Genomic DNA, 15,804 nt, shown 5'->3' with positions numbered 1-15,804 from the left:
CCGTGCGGTCGGGGGAGGTGGCGGGCCGTCATATGAGGGGGACCGTCTCGGCGGGCGCCTCCGGCGACCAGGCGGCCAGCGGGGTGAATCCGCGGTGGCCGCACTCGCCGAAGACGGTCACGGGAGCGCCGCCGGAGAGGGCGACGAGGCGCCAGAGTCCGGGCCGGTTCTGCGCGGCGGGCGTCAGCGGCAGGGCCTCGCGGCCGTCCGCGTCGGCGAGCTGCCAGCCGTACTCCGCCCGCGCCGGGACGACCTGGCGCAGGGTCACGGGCCAGGAGTCCAGCCACGGATCCTCGCGCAGCGCACGCCCGTACGCGTCGAGACCCTCGCCCACCGGACCGCCAGGCGGCGGGGAGACGGGGGCGTCGACCGGGACGAACTGCTCGCCCGGCTCCGCGCGCAGCCGGCCGGCGCCCGCGTACGGGGTCAGCTCGCCGTCGAGGAGCGCGCCCACGGGGAGCGCGAGGCCGGGGGCCCGGCCGGCCGCGCCGAAGGAGAGGAGGAACGCGGTCCGTCCGGTCGAGGCGCCGTGCAGCCAGACCCGCCGGGTGGTCAGCCGGGCGTCGGCCGTGTCGTACTGCGCGAGGACGTGCCAGTGGTCGCGCACCGGGACGCCGTCGGCCGGGGCGGTGAGGCCGACCCGGGTCCGCACGGTCGTGGCGAAGTCGGCGGGCAGCCGGTCGGCGGCGAGCCAGGCCCGGTCGAGGAGGTGGGTCAGCGCACACTCCTCCAGGAGGCGCACGGGCCAGCCGGGACCCGAACCCGGTATCGCGCCCAGCTCCCTGACCCGGCCCGCGAGCCCCGGAGCCTGGGCGTCGACCATGCGGGCCGCGGTCTCCTCCCACAGGCCGTACCCGGTCTGCTCGGCCGTGGCCAGGCCGCCGCGCAGCAGGTCGGCGAGCCGCTGCTCCAACTCCTGCGCGCCCGCGGTGATCCGGGCCGCCCTGCGCTCGGCCCTGCGCCGCGCGGCCTCGGGATCCGCCGGGGCCTTGGAGGCGCCGGTCCCGGCCGGCCGGGCCGGGCTCCCGACGCCGCCCCGGCGCTTCGCGAGCCACGGTGCCGCCCACTCCGGCGGGGCGCCGTCCGCCACCGCCGTACCGTCCGACGCCTGGAGCAGCAGCAGTCCCAGCGCGTGCTTGCACGGGAACTTCCGGCTGGGGCATCCGCACGTGTACGCGGGCCCCGTGAGGTCGACGACCGTCTCGTACGACCGGCCGCCGCTGCCCCCGCACACACCCCAGACGGCTCCCTCGCCGCGGCCCGTGCCCGACCACGGCCCGGCCGTGCCCAGCTCGCTCCCCGCTCTGCGTGAGGCCTCGTCAGGAGCCAGTGCCAGCACCTGATCAGCCGTCCAGCGCACCCCCATGGCATTCATGTCACCGACCGTAGACGCCGCCACTGACAACGCCCCTGGCCTCCGGGAAGGGATTTGACTTTACTCTTTCTTTACGATTCTCTGCGCGTGACCGAAGATCAGCACCACCCGTCCAGGGGGACCCCCTCATGAAGCGCACCGTCCGTACCGCCGTCTCGGCCCTCGCCGCCGCCGGGCTCGCCCTCGGCCTCGGGGCCTGCTCGGAGGCCGCGGAGAAGGCCGTCGACCAGGTCGACAAGACCGTCACCGAGTCCTACGAGGTCACGTACGAGGTCGGCGGCAAGAGCATCGAGACCATCGAGTTCCACGCCGGTGACGGCAGTGCCATGGCGCCGAAGGTCGAGTCGGAGAAGAAGCCGACCACGCCGTGGAAGAAGACCGTGAAGCTGCACGGCATCATGCCGCCGGCCGTCATGCCGGTCTCGCTCGACCCCGCGAGCCTTACCTGCAAGGTCGTCTACCAGGGCAAGGTCATCAAGGAGTCCAAGGGCGAGCAGGCGATGGCGGGCGGCTGCGTCGCCGTCTCCCCGATCGTGGGCTGACCTCCCCGATCGTGGGCTGACCCTCCCTCACCCCGCCCTCCCGGCAGGGCACCTGACCAGCGGCGACAGCCGATTGTCAGTGGGATGGTGCACGGTGGATCGCACAACAGGTCGAGCGATCTGGAGGGGGATCCATGACCGTGCCCGAAACTGTCGCGCAGCCCGGTTCCGGTGTCGAGACGCACACCGGACCGGGCCTGCCCGAGGCCACCACCGCGGCCCTGAGGCCGCACGCCGAGCACGCCTTCGCCGACGAACTCACCGCACTCGCCGCCGCCGACGACCGGCCGCGGCCCGCCCGCTGGCGCCTCTCGCCCTGGGCCGTCGCCACCTATCTCCTCGGCGGCACGCTCCCCGACGGGACGGTGATCACGCCCAAGTACGTCGGACCGCGCCGCATCGTCGAGGTCGCCGTCACCACGCTCGCCACCGACCGGGCGCTCCTGCTGCTCGGTGTGCCCGGCACCGCGAAGACCTGGGTCTCCGAGCACCTGGCCGCCGCCGTCAGCGGCGACTCCACACTCCTCGTCCAGGGCACCGCGGGCACGCCCGAGGAAGCCGTCCGGTACGGCTGGAACTACGCGCGGCTCCTCGCCCACGGCCCCAGCCGCGACGCACTCGTGCCCAGCCCCGTGATGCGGGCGATGGCGCGGGGCATGACCGCCCGGGTCGAGGAGCTCACCCGCATCCCCGCCGACGTGCAGGACAGCCTCATCACGATCCTGTCCGAGAAGACCCTGCCGGTCCCGGAGCTCGGCGAGGAGGTGCAGGCCGTCCCCGGCTTCAACCTCATCGCCACGGCCAACGACCGCGACCGGGGCGTCAACGAACTCTCCAGCGCGCTGCGCCGCCGCTTCAACACCGTCGTGCTGCCGCTGCCCGCGACACCCGAGGCCGAGGTCGACATCGTCGCCCGGCGCGTCGAGCAGATCGGACGCTCCCTTGCCCTGCCGGACGTGCCGGCCGGAGCGGCCGAGATCCGCCGCGTCGTCACCGTCTTCCGCGAGCTGCGGGACGGAGTCACCACCGACGGGCGGACGAAGGTCAAGTCCCCCTCGGGGACGCTCTCCACGGCCGAGGCGATCTCCGTCGTCACGGGTGGCCTCGCGCTCGCCGCCCACTTCGGCGACGGCGTCCTGCGCCCCGGGGACATCGCCGCCGGCATCCTCGGCGCCGTCGTCCGCGACCCTGCGGCCGACCGCGTCGTCTGGCAGGAGTACCTGGAGACCGTGGTCAGGGAGAGAGACGGCTGGAAGGACTTCTACCGCGCCTGCCGCGAGGTGAGCGCATGACACCCGCCACCACGGCACCGGCACCGGCCCCCGTCCCCGGCCGGAGCGGGGTCCAGGCCGGGGGCGGCGGGCGGCGCGGCCGGCCCCTGCTGCTCGGCGTCCGGCACCACGGGCCCGGCTCGGCCCGCGCCGTGCGGGCCGCGCTGGACGCGGAGAAGCCCGCCGTCGTGCTCGTCGAAGGACCTGCCGAGGCCGATGCCCTCGTCGCCCTCGCCGCGGACGAGTCCATGCGGCCGCCCGTCGCCCTGCTCGCCCACGCCGTGGACGACCCCGGGCGGGCCGCGTTCTGGCCGATGGCCGAGTTCTCGCCCGAGTGGGTCGCGATCCGCTGGGCCCTCGACCGGGGCGCCGCCGTCCGGTTCGTCGACCTGCCCGCCGCCCACACCCTCGCCGCCGCCGACCCCACCTGGTCCGACGGAGAAGGGGCCGCCGACGGCGGGGAGGCCGGCGGCGGGCTCCGTATCGACCCCCTCGCCGAACTCGCCAGGACCGCCGGGCACGACGACGCCGAGCAGTGGTGGGAGGACGTCGTCGAACTGCGCGGCGAAGACGACCCCACCGCCCCGTTCGAGGCCCTCGCCGAGGCCATGGGCGCCCTGCGCGAGGCGTACGGGCACGGCGGGCACCCCCGCGACCTGGTCCGCGAGGCGTACATGCGGCTCCAGCTGCGCGCCGCCCGCAAGGACTTCGGCGACGAGGTCGCCGTCGTCTGCGGCGCCTGGCACGTCCCCGCCCTCACCCGGAAGACCACCGTCGCCGCCGACCGCGCCCTCCTCAAGGGCCTGCCCAAGGTGAAGACCGAGCTCACCTGGGTCCCCTGGACCCACCGCAGGCTCGCCCGGCGCTCCGGCTACGGCGCGGGCATCGAGGCGCCCGGCTGGTACGGCCACCTCTTCACCGCCCCCGACCGGCCCGTCGAGCGCTGGATGACCAAGGTCGCCGGGCTCCTCAGGGCGGAGGACCACCTCGTCTCCACCGCGCACGTCATCGAGGCCGTCCGCCTCGCCGACACCCTCGCCGCCCTGCGCGGCCGGCCGGCCCCCGGACTCGACGAGACGACGGACGCCGTCCGCGCCGTCCTGTGCGAGGGCTCCGACGTGCCGCTCGACCTCGTCCGCGACCGCCTCGTCGTCGGCGACGTCCTCGGCGAGGTCCCGGCCGGCGCCCCCGCCGTACCCCTCCAGCGCGACCTGAGCCGCCTCCAGCGCTCCCTGCGGCTCAAGCCGGAGGCGCGGGAGCGCGAGCTCGACCTCGACCTCCGCAAGGACACGGACGGCGCCCGCAGCCGACTCCTGCACCGGCTGCGGCTGCTCGGCGTCGGCTGGGGCACCCCGGCCGCCGGACGGGCCGGCACCGGCACCTTCCGGGAGACCTGGCGGCTGGGCTGGGAGCCCGAGCTGCACGTCCAGGTGGCAGAGGCCGGAGTCTGGGGCACCACCGTCGAGGCCGCCGCCACCGCCAAGGCCGAGTCCCGGGCCCTGGCCGCGACCGCCCTCGCCGACATCACCGCCCTCGCCGAGCAGTGCCTCCTCGCCGGCCTCGCCGACGCCCTGCCCGTCGTGATGCGGGCCCTCGCCGACCGGGCCGCGCTCGACACCGACGTCACCCACCTCGCCCAGGCCCTCCCTGCCCTGGCCCGCTCCCTGCGCTACGGCGACGTCCGAGGCACCGGCACGGCCGCCCTCGCCGAGGTCGCCGCCGGGCTCGCCGAGCGGATCTGTGTCGGCCTGCCGCCCGCCTGCGTCGGACTCGACGCCGACGCGGCCACCGCCATGCGCGACCGCATCGACGACGTCCACCAGGCACTCGGCCTGCTGCCGGACAGCGCACGTCCCGCCGACCGCTGGGCGGGCGTCCTGCACCGGCTCGCCGGACGCGACCGCGTGCCCGGGATCCTGCGCGGCCGGGCCGCCCGCCTCCTCCTCGACGAGGGACGGATCACCGAGGACGAGGCCGCACCGCTCATGAGCCGCGCCCTCTCGCCCGGCGCCCCTCCGCAGGACGCCGCCGCCTGGATCGACGGCTTCGCCGGCGGCGCCTCCGGCGGCGGGCTGCTCCTCGTCCACGACGAGCGGCTGCTCGGCCTGATCGACACCTGGCTCACCTCCGTACCGGCGGCGGCCTTCACCGACGTCCTGCCCCTGCTGCGCCGCACCTTCTCCGGATACGAGCCGGGCGTCCGCCGCACCCTCGGCGAGCTCGTCGCGCGCGGCCCGCGGGCCGACGGGCCGGGCCGCGCGACGCCCGGCGGCGTACCCGGCTTCGCCACCGGCCTCGACCGGGAACGGGCGGACGGCGTCCTGCCCCTCCTCCACCTCATCCTCGGTACGGAGGCCATGACACGAGAGGCCACGACACGAGAGGCCACGACATGAGCGGCAGCACCGACGGCACGACGGACGACGAGCGGCTGCGCCGCTGGCGGCTGGTCCTCGGCGGCGGGGACGCCGAGGGCACCGGCCGCGCCCTCACCGGCATCGACGCCGCCATGGACCGCGCCCTCGCCGAGCTCTACGGCCGCGAGCGCCGGGCCGACGGCAAGGGCGGGGACCGCTCGGGCGGGCTCGGCGGCTCCGCGCCCTCCGTCGCCCGCTGGCTCGGCGACATCCGGACGTACTTCCCCAGCTCCGTCGTCCAGGTCATGCAGCGCGACGCGATCGACCGCCTCGGCCTCGCCACGCTCCTCCTGGAGCCGGAGATGCTGGAGGCCGTCGAGGCCGACGTGCACCTCGTCGGCACCCTGCTCTCCCTGAACAAGGCCATGCCGGAGACCACCAGGGAGACCGCGCGGGCCGTCGTGCGCAAAGTCGTCGACGACCTGGAGAAGCGCCTCGCCACCCGCACCCGCGCCACGCTCACCGGCGCCCTCGACCGCTCGGCCCGGATCAGCCGCCCCCGGCACCGGGACATCGACTGGGACCGCACGATCCGCGCCAACCTCAAGAACTACCTGCCCCAGTACCGCACCGTCGTCCCGGACCGGCTGATCGGCCACGGGCGCGCGTCCCAGGGGGTGCGGAAAGAGGTCGTGCTCTGCATCGACCAGTCCGGCTCGATGGCCGCCTCCGTCGTCTACGCCTCGGTCTTCGGCGCGGTGCTGGCCTCCATGCGGTCGATCGCCACCCGGCTCGTCGTCTTCGACACGGCCGTCGTCGACCTGACCGACCGGCTCGACGACCCGGTCGACGTCCTCTTCGGCACCCGGCTCGGCGGCGGCACCGACATCAACCGCGCCCTCGCCCACTGCCAGGCGAGGATCGGCCGCCCCGCCGACACCGTGGTCGTCCTCATCAGCGACCTGTACGAGGGGGGCATCCGCGACGAGATGCTGAAGCGGGTCGCGGCGATGAAGGCCTCCGGCGTCCAGTTCGTGGCGCTGCTCGCCCTCTCCGACGAGGGCGCCCCCGCCTACGACCGGGACCACGCGGCGGCGCTCGCCGCGCTCGGCGTCCCGGCCTTCGCCTGCACCCCCGACCTGTTCCCGGAGATCATGGCCGCCGCTCTGGAGAAGCGTCCGCTGCCGATACCCACGGCCTGAGCCCGGACCCGAGCCGGACCCGAGCCGGACCCGAGCCGGGTCCGGCCCCCGGAGTCGTACGGGTGATCGAGTCGTACCCCCGGCAGGTGCGGAATCCGCAGCCCCGGGACCACCCGCACGGGTGCTCCGGGGTCGACTGAGGTCCATATCACACCCGCCTCCGCGAGCCCCTCACCTCGATCCCTGGCGCGTCGTGAGGGGCCCGGAGCCCAGTCCCCGCCTGCCGTGAAGGGCGCGAGTCCCCGCTCCGCAACCCCTACGGACCGCCCCGGCCCCCCTACGTTCTGTGACCCGTATCACCGCTCCGTTGTGACCTGCGATTTAGGGACCTACCTCCCTCGGGGATAACCTGCGAGACGGACATGCCGCGTCCACGGTCACCGTGTACGCCTCCCTTGTGACAGTGCAGTCACGTTGCCCTTCGCGGCACGCCCACGCAGACAACGAACCGCGATCATCAGAAAAGGGACGGACGCGCGTGGACCTGTTCGAGTACCAGGCGAGGGATCTCTTCGCCAAGCACGGAGTACCGGTGCTGGCCGGTGAAGTCATCGACACGCCTGAGGCCGCGCGCGCCGCGACCGAGCGCCTCGGCGGCAAGTCCGTCGTCAAGGCCCAGGTGAAGGTCGGTGGCCGCGGCAAGGCCGGCGGCGTCAAGCTGGCCGGCGACGCGGACGAGGCCGTCGCCCGCGCGACGGACATCCTCGGGATGGACATCAAGGGCCACACGGTCCACAAGGTGATGATCGCCGAGCTGTCCCCGGAGATCGAGGCGGAGTACTACGTCTCGTACCTCCTCGACCGCACCAACCGCACCTTCCTGGCCATGGCCTCGGTGCAGGGCGGCATGGACATCGAGGAGGTCGCGGAGAAGACCCCCGAGGCCCTCGCGAAGGTCCCGGTCAACGCCGTCGAAGGCGTGGACATCGTCAAGGCCCGCGAGATCGTGGCCCAGGCGAAGTTCCCGGCCGACGTGGCCGAGGGTGTCGCCGAGGCCATGGTGACCCTGTGGGACACCTTCGTCGCCGAGGACGCGCTCCTCGTCGAGGTCAACCCGCTGGTGAAGACCAAGGACGGCCGCATCCTGGCCCTGGACGGCAAGGTGTCTCTCGACGAGAACGCCGACTTCCGTCAGCCCGACCACGAGGCTCTCGAGGACAAGGCCGCAGCCAACCCGCTCGAGGCTGCCGCCAAGGCCAAGAACCTCAACTACGTCAAGCTCGAGGGCGAGGTCGGCATCATCGGTAACGGTGCCGGTCTGGTCATGTCGACCCTGGACGTCGTCGCGTACGCCGGTGAGAACCACGGCGGCGTGAAGCCGGCCAACTTCCTCGACATCGGCGGCGGCGCCTCCGCCGAGGTCATGGCGAACGGCCTGGAGATCATCCTGGGCGACCCGGACGTCAAGTCCGTGTTCGTCAACGTCTTCGGTGGCATCACCGCCTGTGACGAGGTCGCCAACGGCATCGTCCAGGCCCTGGAGCTCCTCGCCTCCAAGGGCGAAGAGGTCACCAAGCCGCTCGTCGTGCGCCTCGACGGCAACAACGCGGAGCTGGGTCGCAAGATCCTGTCGGACGCGAACCACCCGCTCGTGCAGCGCGTGGACACCATGGACGGCGCGGCCGACAAGGCCGCCGAGCTCGCGGCTGCGAAGTAAGGGACGAGGTCAGAACACCATGGCTATCTTCCTGACCAAGGACAGCAAGGTCATCGTCCAGGGCATGACCGGTGCCACGGGCATGAAGCACACCAAGCTCATGCTGGGTGACGGCACCAACATCGTCGGTGGCGTGAACCCGCGCAAGGCCGGCACGACCGTCGACTTCGACGGCACCGAGGTCCCGGTCTTCGGCTCCGTCGCCGAGGCGATGAAGGAGACCGGCGCCAACGTCTCGGTCCTCTTCGTCCCGCCGGCGTTCGCGAAGGCCGCCGTGGTCGAGGCGATCGACGCCGAGATCCCGCTGGCCGTCGTCATCACCGAGGGCATCGCCGTCCACGACTCCGCCGCCTTCTGGGCGTACGCGCAGTCGAAGGGCAACAAGACCCGCATCATCGGCCCGAACTGCCCCGGCCTCATCACGCCGGGCCAGTCCAACGCCGGCATCATCCCGGGCGACATCACGAAGCCGGGCCGCATCGGCCTGGTCTCGAAGTCCGGCACGCTGACGTACCAGATGATGTACGAGCTCCGTGACATCGGCTTCTCGTCCGCCGTCGGCATCGGTGGCGACCCGGTCATCGGCACCACGCACATCGACGCCCTCGCGGCGTTCGAGGCGGACCCCGACACCGACCTGATCGTCATGATCGGTGAGATCGGTGGCGACGCCGAGGAGCGTGCGGCCGACTTCATCAAGGCCAACGTCACCAAGCCGGTCGTCGGCTACGTCGCGGGCTTCACCGCGCCCGAGGGCAAGACCATGGGCCACGCCGGCGCCATCGTCTCCGGCTCCTCCGGCACCGCCCAGGCGAAGAAGGAGGCCCTTGAGGCCGCGGGCGTCAAGGTCGGCAAGACGCCGACCGAGACGGCCAAGCTGGCGCGCGCCATCCTCGCGGGCTGACAGCACACGTCGTGACACGAGTGGGCCCCGCCCCCTCCCGGGAAACCGGGCGGGGGCGGGGCCCACTCGCGTACGGGCGCCGTGCCTACTCCGCCGACGGGATCAGCCGCTCCGGGCCGGGGTTCGGCTCGTTGCGGAGCCTGTCGCGGAGTTCGACGTCCTCGGGGCCGAGCTTCTGCGGGCCGCCGCGCACCGGCACCCCGTTGACGGTCTCGCCGGGGACCTCCACGGGCAGGTAGCGCGTCGGAGCGGTCGCCGCCGTGAAGGCCGTCACGCAGATCAGGGCCGCCGTCACCCCGAGCACCGTCCGCGTCCACTTGCGGGTCCGCCGCTCGCTGCCCGACCGGACCGCGCGCGCCGCCGGGAGGGTCGCCGTCGGCGCCTCGGAGACCAGCTCGTGAAGCCGCCGGTGCAGGGTCTCCGGCTCGGCGAGCTCGGGGATCCGCTGCCCGATGACCGTACGGGCGTGCAGCAGGCGGTTGGCGGCGGCGGGGGTGCTCGCCTCCGTCTCGGCGGCCGTGTCCGGCAGGTCGAGGCCGAGCCCGTCGTAGAGCAGGACGGTACGGCGGTACGGCGGCGGCAGTTCGAGCAGCGCGGTGAGCAGCGCCCGCCGGCTCGCCTCGGTCGGCGGGGCGTCGGGGTGCTTGTGGGCGCGCCGCAGCCGGTGCCAGGGGGAGAGGGCGTACTCGTACGCCGCCGCCCGCACCCAGCCCACCGGGTCCGCGTCGACGGCGACCTCGGGCCAGTGCTCCCAGGCGTGGTGGAAGGCGTACTCGACGGACTCGCGGGAGAGCCGGCGGCGCCCCGTGAGCAGATAGGTCTGGTGGACGAGCCCGGGCGCGGCGTGTACGTAGAGCGCGTCGAAGGCCTCCGCGGGGGTGAGCCCCGGCTCGGCAGGCGGCCGTGCGGGTGCGGGTGCGGGCTCCGGGACGGTCTCCGGGGCGGCCTCCGCTTCCGCCGGTTTCAGGCGTTCCGGCGGCTTCGATGCGCCCTTGCGCGCGGCGCCGGGCGCGATGGCCGGGACCGGCGAGGGGGCCTTGGGCGGCTTGGCGGCTCGTTTCACGGCGGCCATGGGCCGGACCGAGGCGGAGGCGGAGGCCGAGGCGGGGGGCAGGGCCATTGGTGTGACCGCGGACGTGGACGTGGACGGGGACGTCGGTGCGGGCGCGGGCGGAGTGTGCTCCGGTGCGCGGGCGGCCTCGGCGACCTCCGCCGCGCCGAGCAGTTTCGCGTACGCCTCGCGCTTGCGGCCCCGTGGCGCCGAGCGCCCGGTCTCCCAGGCCTTGACGGTGGCCTTCGTGACGCCCATGGCCTCGGCGACCTGCTCCTCGCTCAGGGCGAGGGCCTCACGCAACCTGCGCCGCTCCTTCGGTGTCGGCAGGGTCGCGGAGGATGCGGAATCCGTGGTGCTCCGGCTCATCGGCGTCGACCTCCCGCAGAGCTGCTATGGGCGGAAAAGTACATAAACGTATCTTGAGCGACACAGCGGAGGTTTGCCTGTTACGCGGCTTAAGCGCGTGTCGTTGGCAGCATGGCCCCGTGACCCATCTGACCGAGCACCCCCTGGTCCAGGGCGGCCGTTCCGCCGCCCTGGCCACCGCCTGCGTCCGCGGCGGAGTCGCCGCCGGGCTCGGTCTCGGCGCCCTCGCCGTCCTGGTGACCGCGGCCTGGATCAGCTCCCCGCATCCCGACAGCGGCCCCGGCGGCGCCCTGCACGTCGCCGCCGGGCTCTGGCTCCTCGCCCACGGCGTGGACCTGATCCGTACGGACACGCTGTCCGGGCTGCCCGCGCCTCTCGGCGTCGTGCCGATGCTCCTCTCCGTCCTGCCCGTCTGGCTCGTCCACCGGGCCGCCCGCGACACCCTCGACCCGGGCGGCGACAGCGACCGGCCGCGCCCTTCTCCGAGCGGTGCGGTGGCCGCGGTGGCCGGGGGATACCTGCTGGTCGCGGCGGTCGTGGTGGTCTACAGCGAGAGCGGACCGCTGCCCGCCGAGCTGATCAGCGCCGGATTCTGGCTGCCCGCCGTCGTCTTCGGCGCTGCGGGGACGGGCGTCTGGACGGCGCTCGGCCGCCCGCTGCCCGGACAGCGGCAGGCGGCGGCCGCCGTGCGCGCGGCGGGCCTCGGGCTCGTGACGCTGTGCGGCGGCGGCGCGGTGCTCGCCGCGGTCTCGCTGGCCTGGCACGCGGGCGAGGCGCAGGCGGCGTTCGAGGGCCTCGCGGGGGAGTGGTCGGGGCGGGCGGCGGTCCTGCTCCTCGTCCTGGCGCTGCTTCCGAACGCGGCCGTGTGGGGCGCGGCGTACGGGCTCGGTCCCGGCTTCACCCTCGGTACGGGCGCGCTCGCGACCCCGCTGGGTCTCGCCGGCGACCCGGCCGTGCCGTCGTTCCCGCTGCTGGCCGCGCTGCCCGCCGAGGGGCGCGGTACGTGGACGCACTGGGCGGCGCTCGCGGTCCCGCTGGCCGCGACCCTGGTGCAGGGGTGGCGCGTGGGCCGCACGGCCAAGGGCTGGCCGGCCCGGGATGTGGCCCTGACGGCGCTGGCGGCCGCCTGGGCGTGCGGGGCGGCCGTGGCCGTCCTCGCGGCCGCCGCGGGCGGCCCGCTCGGCTCCGGGCGGCTGTCCGCCTTCGGCCCGGTGTGGTGGCAGGCCGGCGCGGCGACGGTGCTGTGGGGCGCCTGCGTCGGGGTGCCGGTGGCCTTGGCCGTACGGGCCTGGGGCCTTCGGGCGCTCCGGCCAAAGCCGCTGCCGCTGCCCGTACCGGCACCCGCGACCGCACCCGCGCCCGCGACGGCGCAGGCGACCGCGTCCGCGGGGGCGGGGTTCGGGGACCCCTTCGACCTGGAGACGCAGCCGGACGCCGCTCCGGACCCCACGACCGCCGCAACGGCCGGTGCCGCTGCCGGTGCCACCGCCGGCGCTGCTGCCGGCGCCTTTCCCGGCGGCCAGGCGTCGCAAGCCGCCGGGACCGATCCCGGCACCCCGGCCGCTACGGCGAAGGCCGCCGCCCCGGTCCCGGCTCTGGGCCTCGACCTGGACGACGACCCGGGGTACGAGCCGTACGACTACCTCCCGGCGGCGTGGGAGTCCTCCCCGCCGCCGGACCTCAAGGGCTGAGCGGGGGCTACTCCCGCACTCCGAAGCCCGCGCGCAGCGGCTTCGGCAGGAGGTCGTTGCAGGCGAGCTCGCCCGCGTGGGTCAGGGCGTCGTCACGGCACTCGTAGAAGTCCGCGTAGACGATCTGCATGGTGAAGCCGACCGCGACGATCATCAGGGCCACGCTCGACGCCACCAGACCGCTGATCGCGGCCGTCCGCAGGGAACGGACCGGCGTGGCCGCCGGAGCGGGAGCGGAGGTGGAAGTGGAGGCGGGAGTGGGGACGGGTGCGTCCGCGGGCTGAGAGGCGGACGGACCCGACGGTTCCGACGGTGAAGCCGCCGCCGCGTCGGCCGCCGTCGCGTCCTTCGGCTTCGCGCGCAGGGAGCTGATGGCCCAGTAGAGCCCGAGGGCGCCGAGCAGCAGCGCCAGCTCCGGGATCTCGAAGATGGCGAAGAAGAAGGCCCACATGCCCGCGAGGATCGCGTAGCGCGCCCGCCGCTGTGCCGGGTCCGTCGGATCCCAGCGCATCCCCTTGTCACGGCCGGACCCGCCCTGTCCAGGTCCGCCCTCCGGGCCTCCCCGGCGGTCGGGACCCCGACCGAACCCGTCCGTCGAACGGCCCGGCTGGCGCGGGCTCCAGCGCCCGTCGGACGCCCCGGAGGACCCGGTGGGCCCGGTGGGCCCGCCCGGCTCCGATCCCGGAGCGTCCGGCGACCCCGAGGAACCGGACGCGTCGTCGTCCGAGCCCTCCGGTCGCCGGGGCTGCCACGGCTGATCCGGCCGGCCCTCGGGCGGCGGCGCGAACGGGTTGTTGTCGTTCGTGGACTGGCGCTCCGGCATGTGCTGGACGTCTTCCCTCTGTCGTCGTGACCGCGGCCGCACCCGCGGTCTCCGCTGCTGTCTGTTCTGCGTGCTCTTCTGCGTGCCGTGTCCGGCGCCGTGTCCGGCGTCTCGCTCGGCGTCTTGTCCGGTCTCGTCCGGAGTCCTGCCCGGTGTCCTGTCCGGTGTCTCGTCCGGCGTCGGACCCTGACGCTACCGCCCTGCTCCGCCCCCGTCCCGTGGGGGCCGTCCGGTGTGCCGGTATCGTTGCTGACGGTCGAGCCATTCGTAGGGTTCCCCGTATCGAGCGACACGATTCGTTCGTACGACCGCACAAACACCACGGAAAGAGTGACCCAGTGGCTGCCGCCCGCCTCGTCGTCCTGGTCTCCGGGTCCGGTACCAATCTGCAGGCCCTCCTCGACGCCATCGCCGCCGACCCCGACGGGTACGGGGCGGAGATCGTCGCCGTCGGCGCGGACCGCGACGGCATCGTCGGTCTGGAGCGCGCCGAGCGCGCCGGGCTGCCCACCTACGTCTGCCGCGTCAAGGACCACGCGACCCGCGAGGAGTGGGACCGTGCCCTGACCGAGGCGACCGCGGCCCACGAGCCGGACCTCGTCGTCTCGGCCGGGTTCATGAAGATCGTCGGCAAGGAGTTCCTCGCCCGCTTCGGCGGCCGGGTCGTCAACACCCACCCGGCGCTGCTGCCCAGTTTTCCCGGTGCCCACGGGGTGCGTGACGCCCTCGCCTACGGCGCGAAGGTCACCGGGTGCACCGTCCACTTCGTCGACGACGGCGTCGACACCGGCCCGATCATCGCCCAGGGCGTCGTCGAGGTCCGGGACGAGGACGATGAAACCGCGCTCCATGAGCGCATCAAGGAAGTCGAGCGCTCGCTGCTCGTCGAGGTCGTGGGGCGTCTGGCCCGGCACGGCTACCGCATTGAGGGACGAAAGGTAACAATCCCGTGACCGCCGAAGGTACGACGCGCCCCATCCGCCGCGCACTCGTCAGCGTCTACGACAAGACCGGCCTGGAGAAGCTGGCCCGCGGCCTGCACGAGGCGGGTGTCGCCCTCGTCTCCACCGGCTCCACCGCCGCGAAGATCGCCGCCGCCGGCATCCCGGTCACCAAGGTCGAGGAGCTGACCGGCTTCCCCGAGTGCCTGGACGGCCGCGTCAAGACGCTGCACCCGCGCGTGCACGCCGGCATCCTCGCCGACCTGCGCCTGGAGGACCACCGCAACCAGCTCGCCGAGCTGGGTGTCGAGCCCTTCGACCTGGTCGTCGTGAACCTGTACCCGTTCAAGGAGACCGTCGCCTCCGGCGCCACCCCCGACGAGTGCGTCGAGCAGATCGACATCGGCGGCCCGTCGATGGTCCGCGCCGCCGCCAAGAACCACCCGTCGGTGCTGGTCGTCACCGACCCGGGCGCGTACGACGCGGTCCTCCTGGCGGTCAAGGAGGGCGGCTCCAACCTGGGCCTGCGCAAGCGGTTCGCCTCCCAGGCCTTCCAGCACACCGCCGCGTACGACGTGGCCGTCGCCTCCTGGTTCGCCGAGGGCTACGCCGCCGACGACGACAGCGGCTTCCCGGGCTTCCTGGGTCACACGTACGAGCGCTCCAACGTGCTGCGCTACGGCGAGAACCCGCACCAGGGCGCCGCGCTCTACGTCGACGGCACGGGCGGCCTCGCCGAGGCGGAGCAGCTGCACGGCAAGGAGATGTCGTACAACAACTTCACGGACACCGACGCCGCGCGCCGGGCCGCGTACGACCACGCCGAGCCCTGCGTCGCGATCATCAAGCACGCCAACCCGTGCGGCATCGCGATCGGCGCGGACGTCGCCGAGGCCCACCGCAAGGCGCACGCCTGCGACCCGCTGTCCGCGTTCGGCGGCGTCATCGCCGTCAACCGCCCGGTGTCGGTCGCGATGGCCGAGCAGGTCGCCGAGATCTTCACCGAGGTCATCGTGGCCCCCGGCTACGAGGACGGCGCGGTCGAGGTCCTGGCCAAGAAGAAGAACATCCGCGTGCTCCGTGCCGACGGCGCCCCGGCCAACCCGGTCGAGGTCAAGCCGATCGACGGCGGCGCGCTGCTCCAGGTCACCGACCGCCTCCAGGCCGACGGCGACGACCCGGCGAACTGGACCCTGGCGACCGGCGAGGCCCTGTCCGCGGAGGAGCTCGCCGAGCTCTCCTTCGCCTGGAAGGCCTGCCGCGCCGTCAAGTCCAACGCGATCCTGCTCTCCAAGGACGGCGCCTCGGTCGGCGTCGGCATGGGCCAGGTCAACCGCGTCGACTCCGCGAAGCTGGCCGTCGAGCGGGCGGGCGAGGAGCGGGCGCGCGGCGCGTACGCCGCCTCGGACGCCTTCTTCCCCTTCCCCGACGGCCTGGAGATCCTGACGGCCGCCGGCGTGAAGGCGGTCGTGCAGCCCGGCGGCTCGGTCCGTGACGAGCTGGTCGTCGAGGCCGCGAAGAAGGCGGGCGTGACGATGTACTTCACCGGTACGCGTCACTTCTTCCACTGATCCTCGCGCGGAAGCGGACGGAGGGCCCGCCGGTACGTGGTGCGTACCGG

At 74.0% G+C, this 15,804-nt stretch carries 12 protein-coding genes; 9 read left to right on the top strand and 3 right to left on the bottom strand.

Translation table 11 applies throughout. The annotated features are described in order from the left end of the window. Positions 1-28: 28 nt before the first annotated feature. On the bottom strand, positions 29-1,375 hold the full coding sequence (locus tag OG357_RS14985) for an SWIM zinc finger family protein (protein WP_329621638.1): 1,347 nt from the start codon (positions 1,373-1,375) through the stop codon (positions 29-31). Between the two features lie 128 nt (positions 1,376-1,503). Between OG357_RS14985 and OG357_RS14980 the strand changes: the two genes are divergently transcribed. The 6 genes from OG357_RS14980 to sucD all read left to right on the top strand — a co-directional run bounded on the left by OG357_RS14980 (position 1,504) and on the right by sucD (position 9,308). Then, positions 1,504-1,917, top strand: a complete 414-nt coding sequence (locus tag OG357_RS14980; protein WP_329621637.1) for a hypothetical protein — start codon at positions 1,504-1,506, stop codon at positions 1,915-1,917. Positions 1,918-2,051: 134 nt separating this feature from the next. Beyond that, positions 2,052-3,209 carry an ATP-binding protein gene (locus tag OG357_RS14975; protein WP_329621636.1) on the top strand — a complete coding sequence of 386 codons (1,158 nt, stop codon included), beginning with the start codon at positions 2,052-2,054 and terminating at the stop codon, positions 3,207-3,209. After that, the gene (locus tag OG357_RS14970; RefSeq protein WP_329621635.1) at positions 3,206-5,584 is read left to right on the top strand and encodes a DUF5682 family protein; all 2,379 of its coding nucleotides are present in this window, start codon (positions 3,206-3,208) and stop codon (positions 5,582-5,584) included. The genes OG357_RS14975 and OG357_RS14970 overlap by 4 nt, the downstream gene beginning before the upstream one ends. Beyond that, entirely contained in the window at positions 5,581-6,747 is a 1,167-nt protein-coding gene (locus OG357_RS14965; protein ID WP_329621634.1) for a VWA domain-containing protein, read from the top strand. The genes OG357_RS14970 and OG357_RS14965 overlap by 4 nt, the downstream gene beginning before the upstream one ends. 478 nt (positions 6,748-7,225) lie before the next feature. Continuing rightward, the gene (gene sucC, locus OG357_RS14960; RefSeq protein WP_329621633.1) at positions 7,226-8,404 is read left to right on the top strand and encodes an ADP-forming succinate--CoA ligase subunit beta; all 1,179 of its coding nucleotides are present in this window, start codon (positions 7,226-7,228) and stop codon (positions 8,402-8,404) included. Positions 8,405-8,423: 19 nt separating this feature from the next. Next, positions 8,424-9,308 carry a succinate--CoA ligase subunit alpha gene (sucD, locus tag OG357_RS14955; RefSeq protein ID WP_056552175.1) on the top strand — a complete coding sequence of 295 codons (885 nt, stop codon included), beginning with the start codon at positions 8,424-8,426 and terminating at the stop codon, positions 9,306-9,308. Between the two features lie 85 nt (positions 9,309-9,393). Here the strand turns inward: sucD and OG357_RS14950 are convergent, their stop codons facing one another. Beyond that, positions 9,394-10,728 (bottom strand): sigma factor-like helix-turn-helix DNA-binding protein, encoded by a 1,335-nt coding sequence (locus OG357_RS14950; RefSeq protein WP_329621632.1) that lies wholly within the window; start codon positions 10,726-10,728, stop codon positions 9,394-9,396. A 119-nt stretch (positions 10,729-10,847) separates the two neighbouring features. On the opposite strand from OG357_RS14950, the gene OG357_RS14945 reads away from it, so the two are divergent. Then, positions 10,848-12,419, top strand: a complete 1,572-nt coding sequence (locus tag OG357_RS14945) for a cell division protein PerM (protein ID WP_329621631.1) — start codon at positions 10,848-10,850, stop codon at positions 12,417-12,419. A gap of 7 nt (positions 12,420-12,426) precedes the next feature. On the opposite strand, the gene OG357_RS38845 is transcribed toward OG357_RS14945, so the two are convergent. After that, positions 12,427-13,242, bottom strand: coding sequence for a hypothetical protein (locus OG357_RS38845; protein WP_443066684.1), 816 nt, complete (start codon positions 13,240-13,242; stop codon positions 12,427-12,429). 338 nt (positions 13,243-13,580) lie between these two features. Here OG357_RS38845 and purN point away from each other — a divergent pair, with 338 nt between their 5' ends. Both purN and purH read left to right on the top strand, forming a co-directional pair. Continuing rightward, entirely contained in the window at positions 13,581-14,195 is a 615-nt protein-coding gene (purN, locus tag OG357_RS14935) for a phosphoribosylglycinamide formyltransferase (RefSeq protein WP_329621629.1), read from the top strand. Continuing rightward, the gene (gene purH, locus OG357_RS14930) at positions 14,192-15,754 is read left to right on the top strand and encodes a bifunctional phosphoribosylaminoimidazolecarboxamide formyltransferase/IMP cyclohydrolase (RefSeq protein ID WP_329621628.1); all 1,563 of its coding nucleotides are present in this window, start codon (positions 14,192-14,194) and stop codon (positions 15,752-15,754) included. The genes purN and purH overlap by 4 nt, the downstream gene beginning before the upstream one ends. Positions 15,755-15,804: the final 50 nt, after the last annotated feature.

The organism is Streptomyces sp. NBC_01255, assembly GCF_036226445.1.
In the GTDB taxonomy this organism is placed as follows: Bacteria; Actinomycetota; Actinomycetes; order Streptomycetales; family Streptomycetaceae; genus Streptomyces.
The sequence above is the reverse complement of the archived record's forward strand: the minus strand, read 5'-3'. Positions and strand labels throughout refer to the sequence as shown.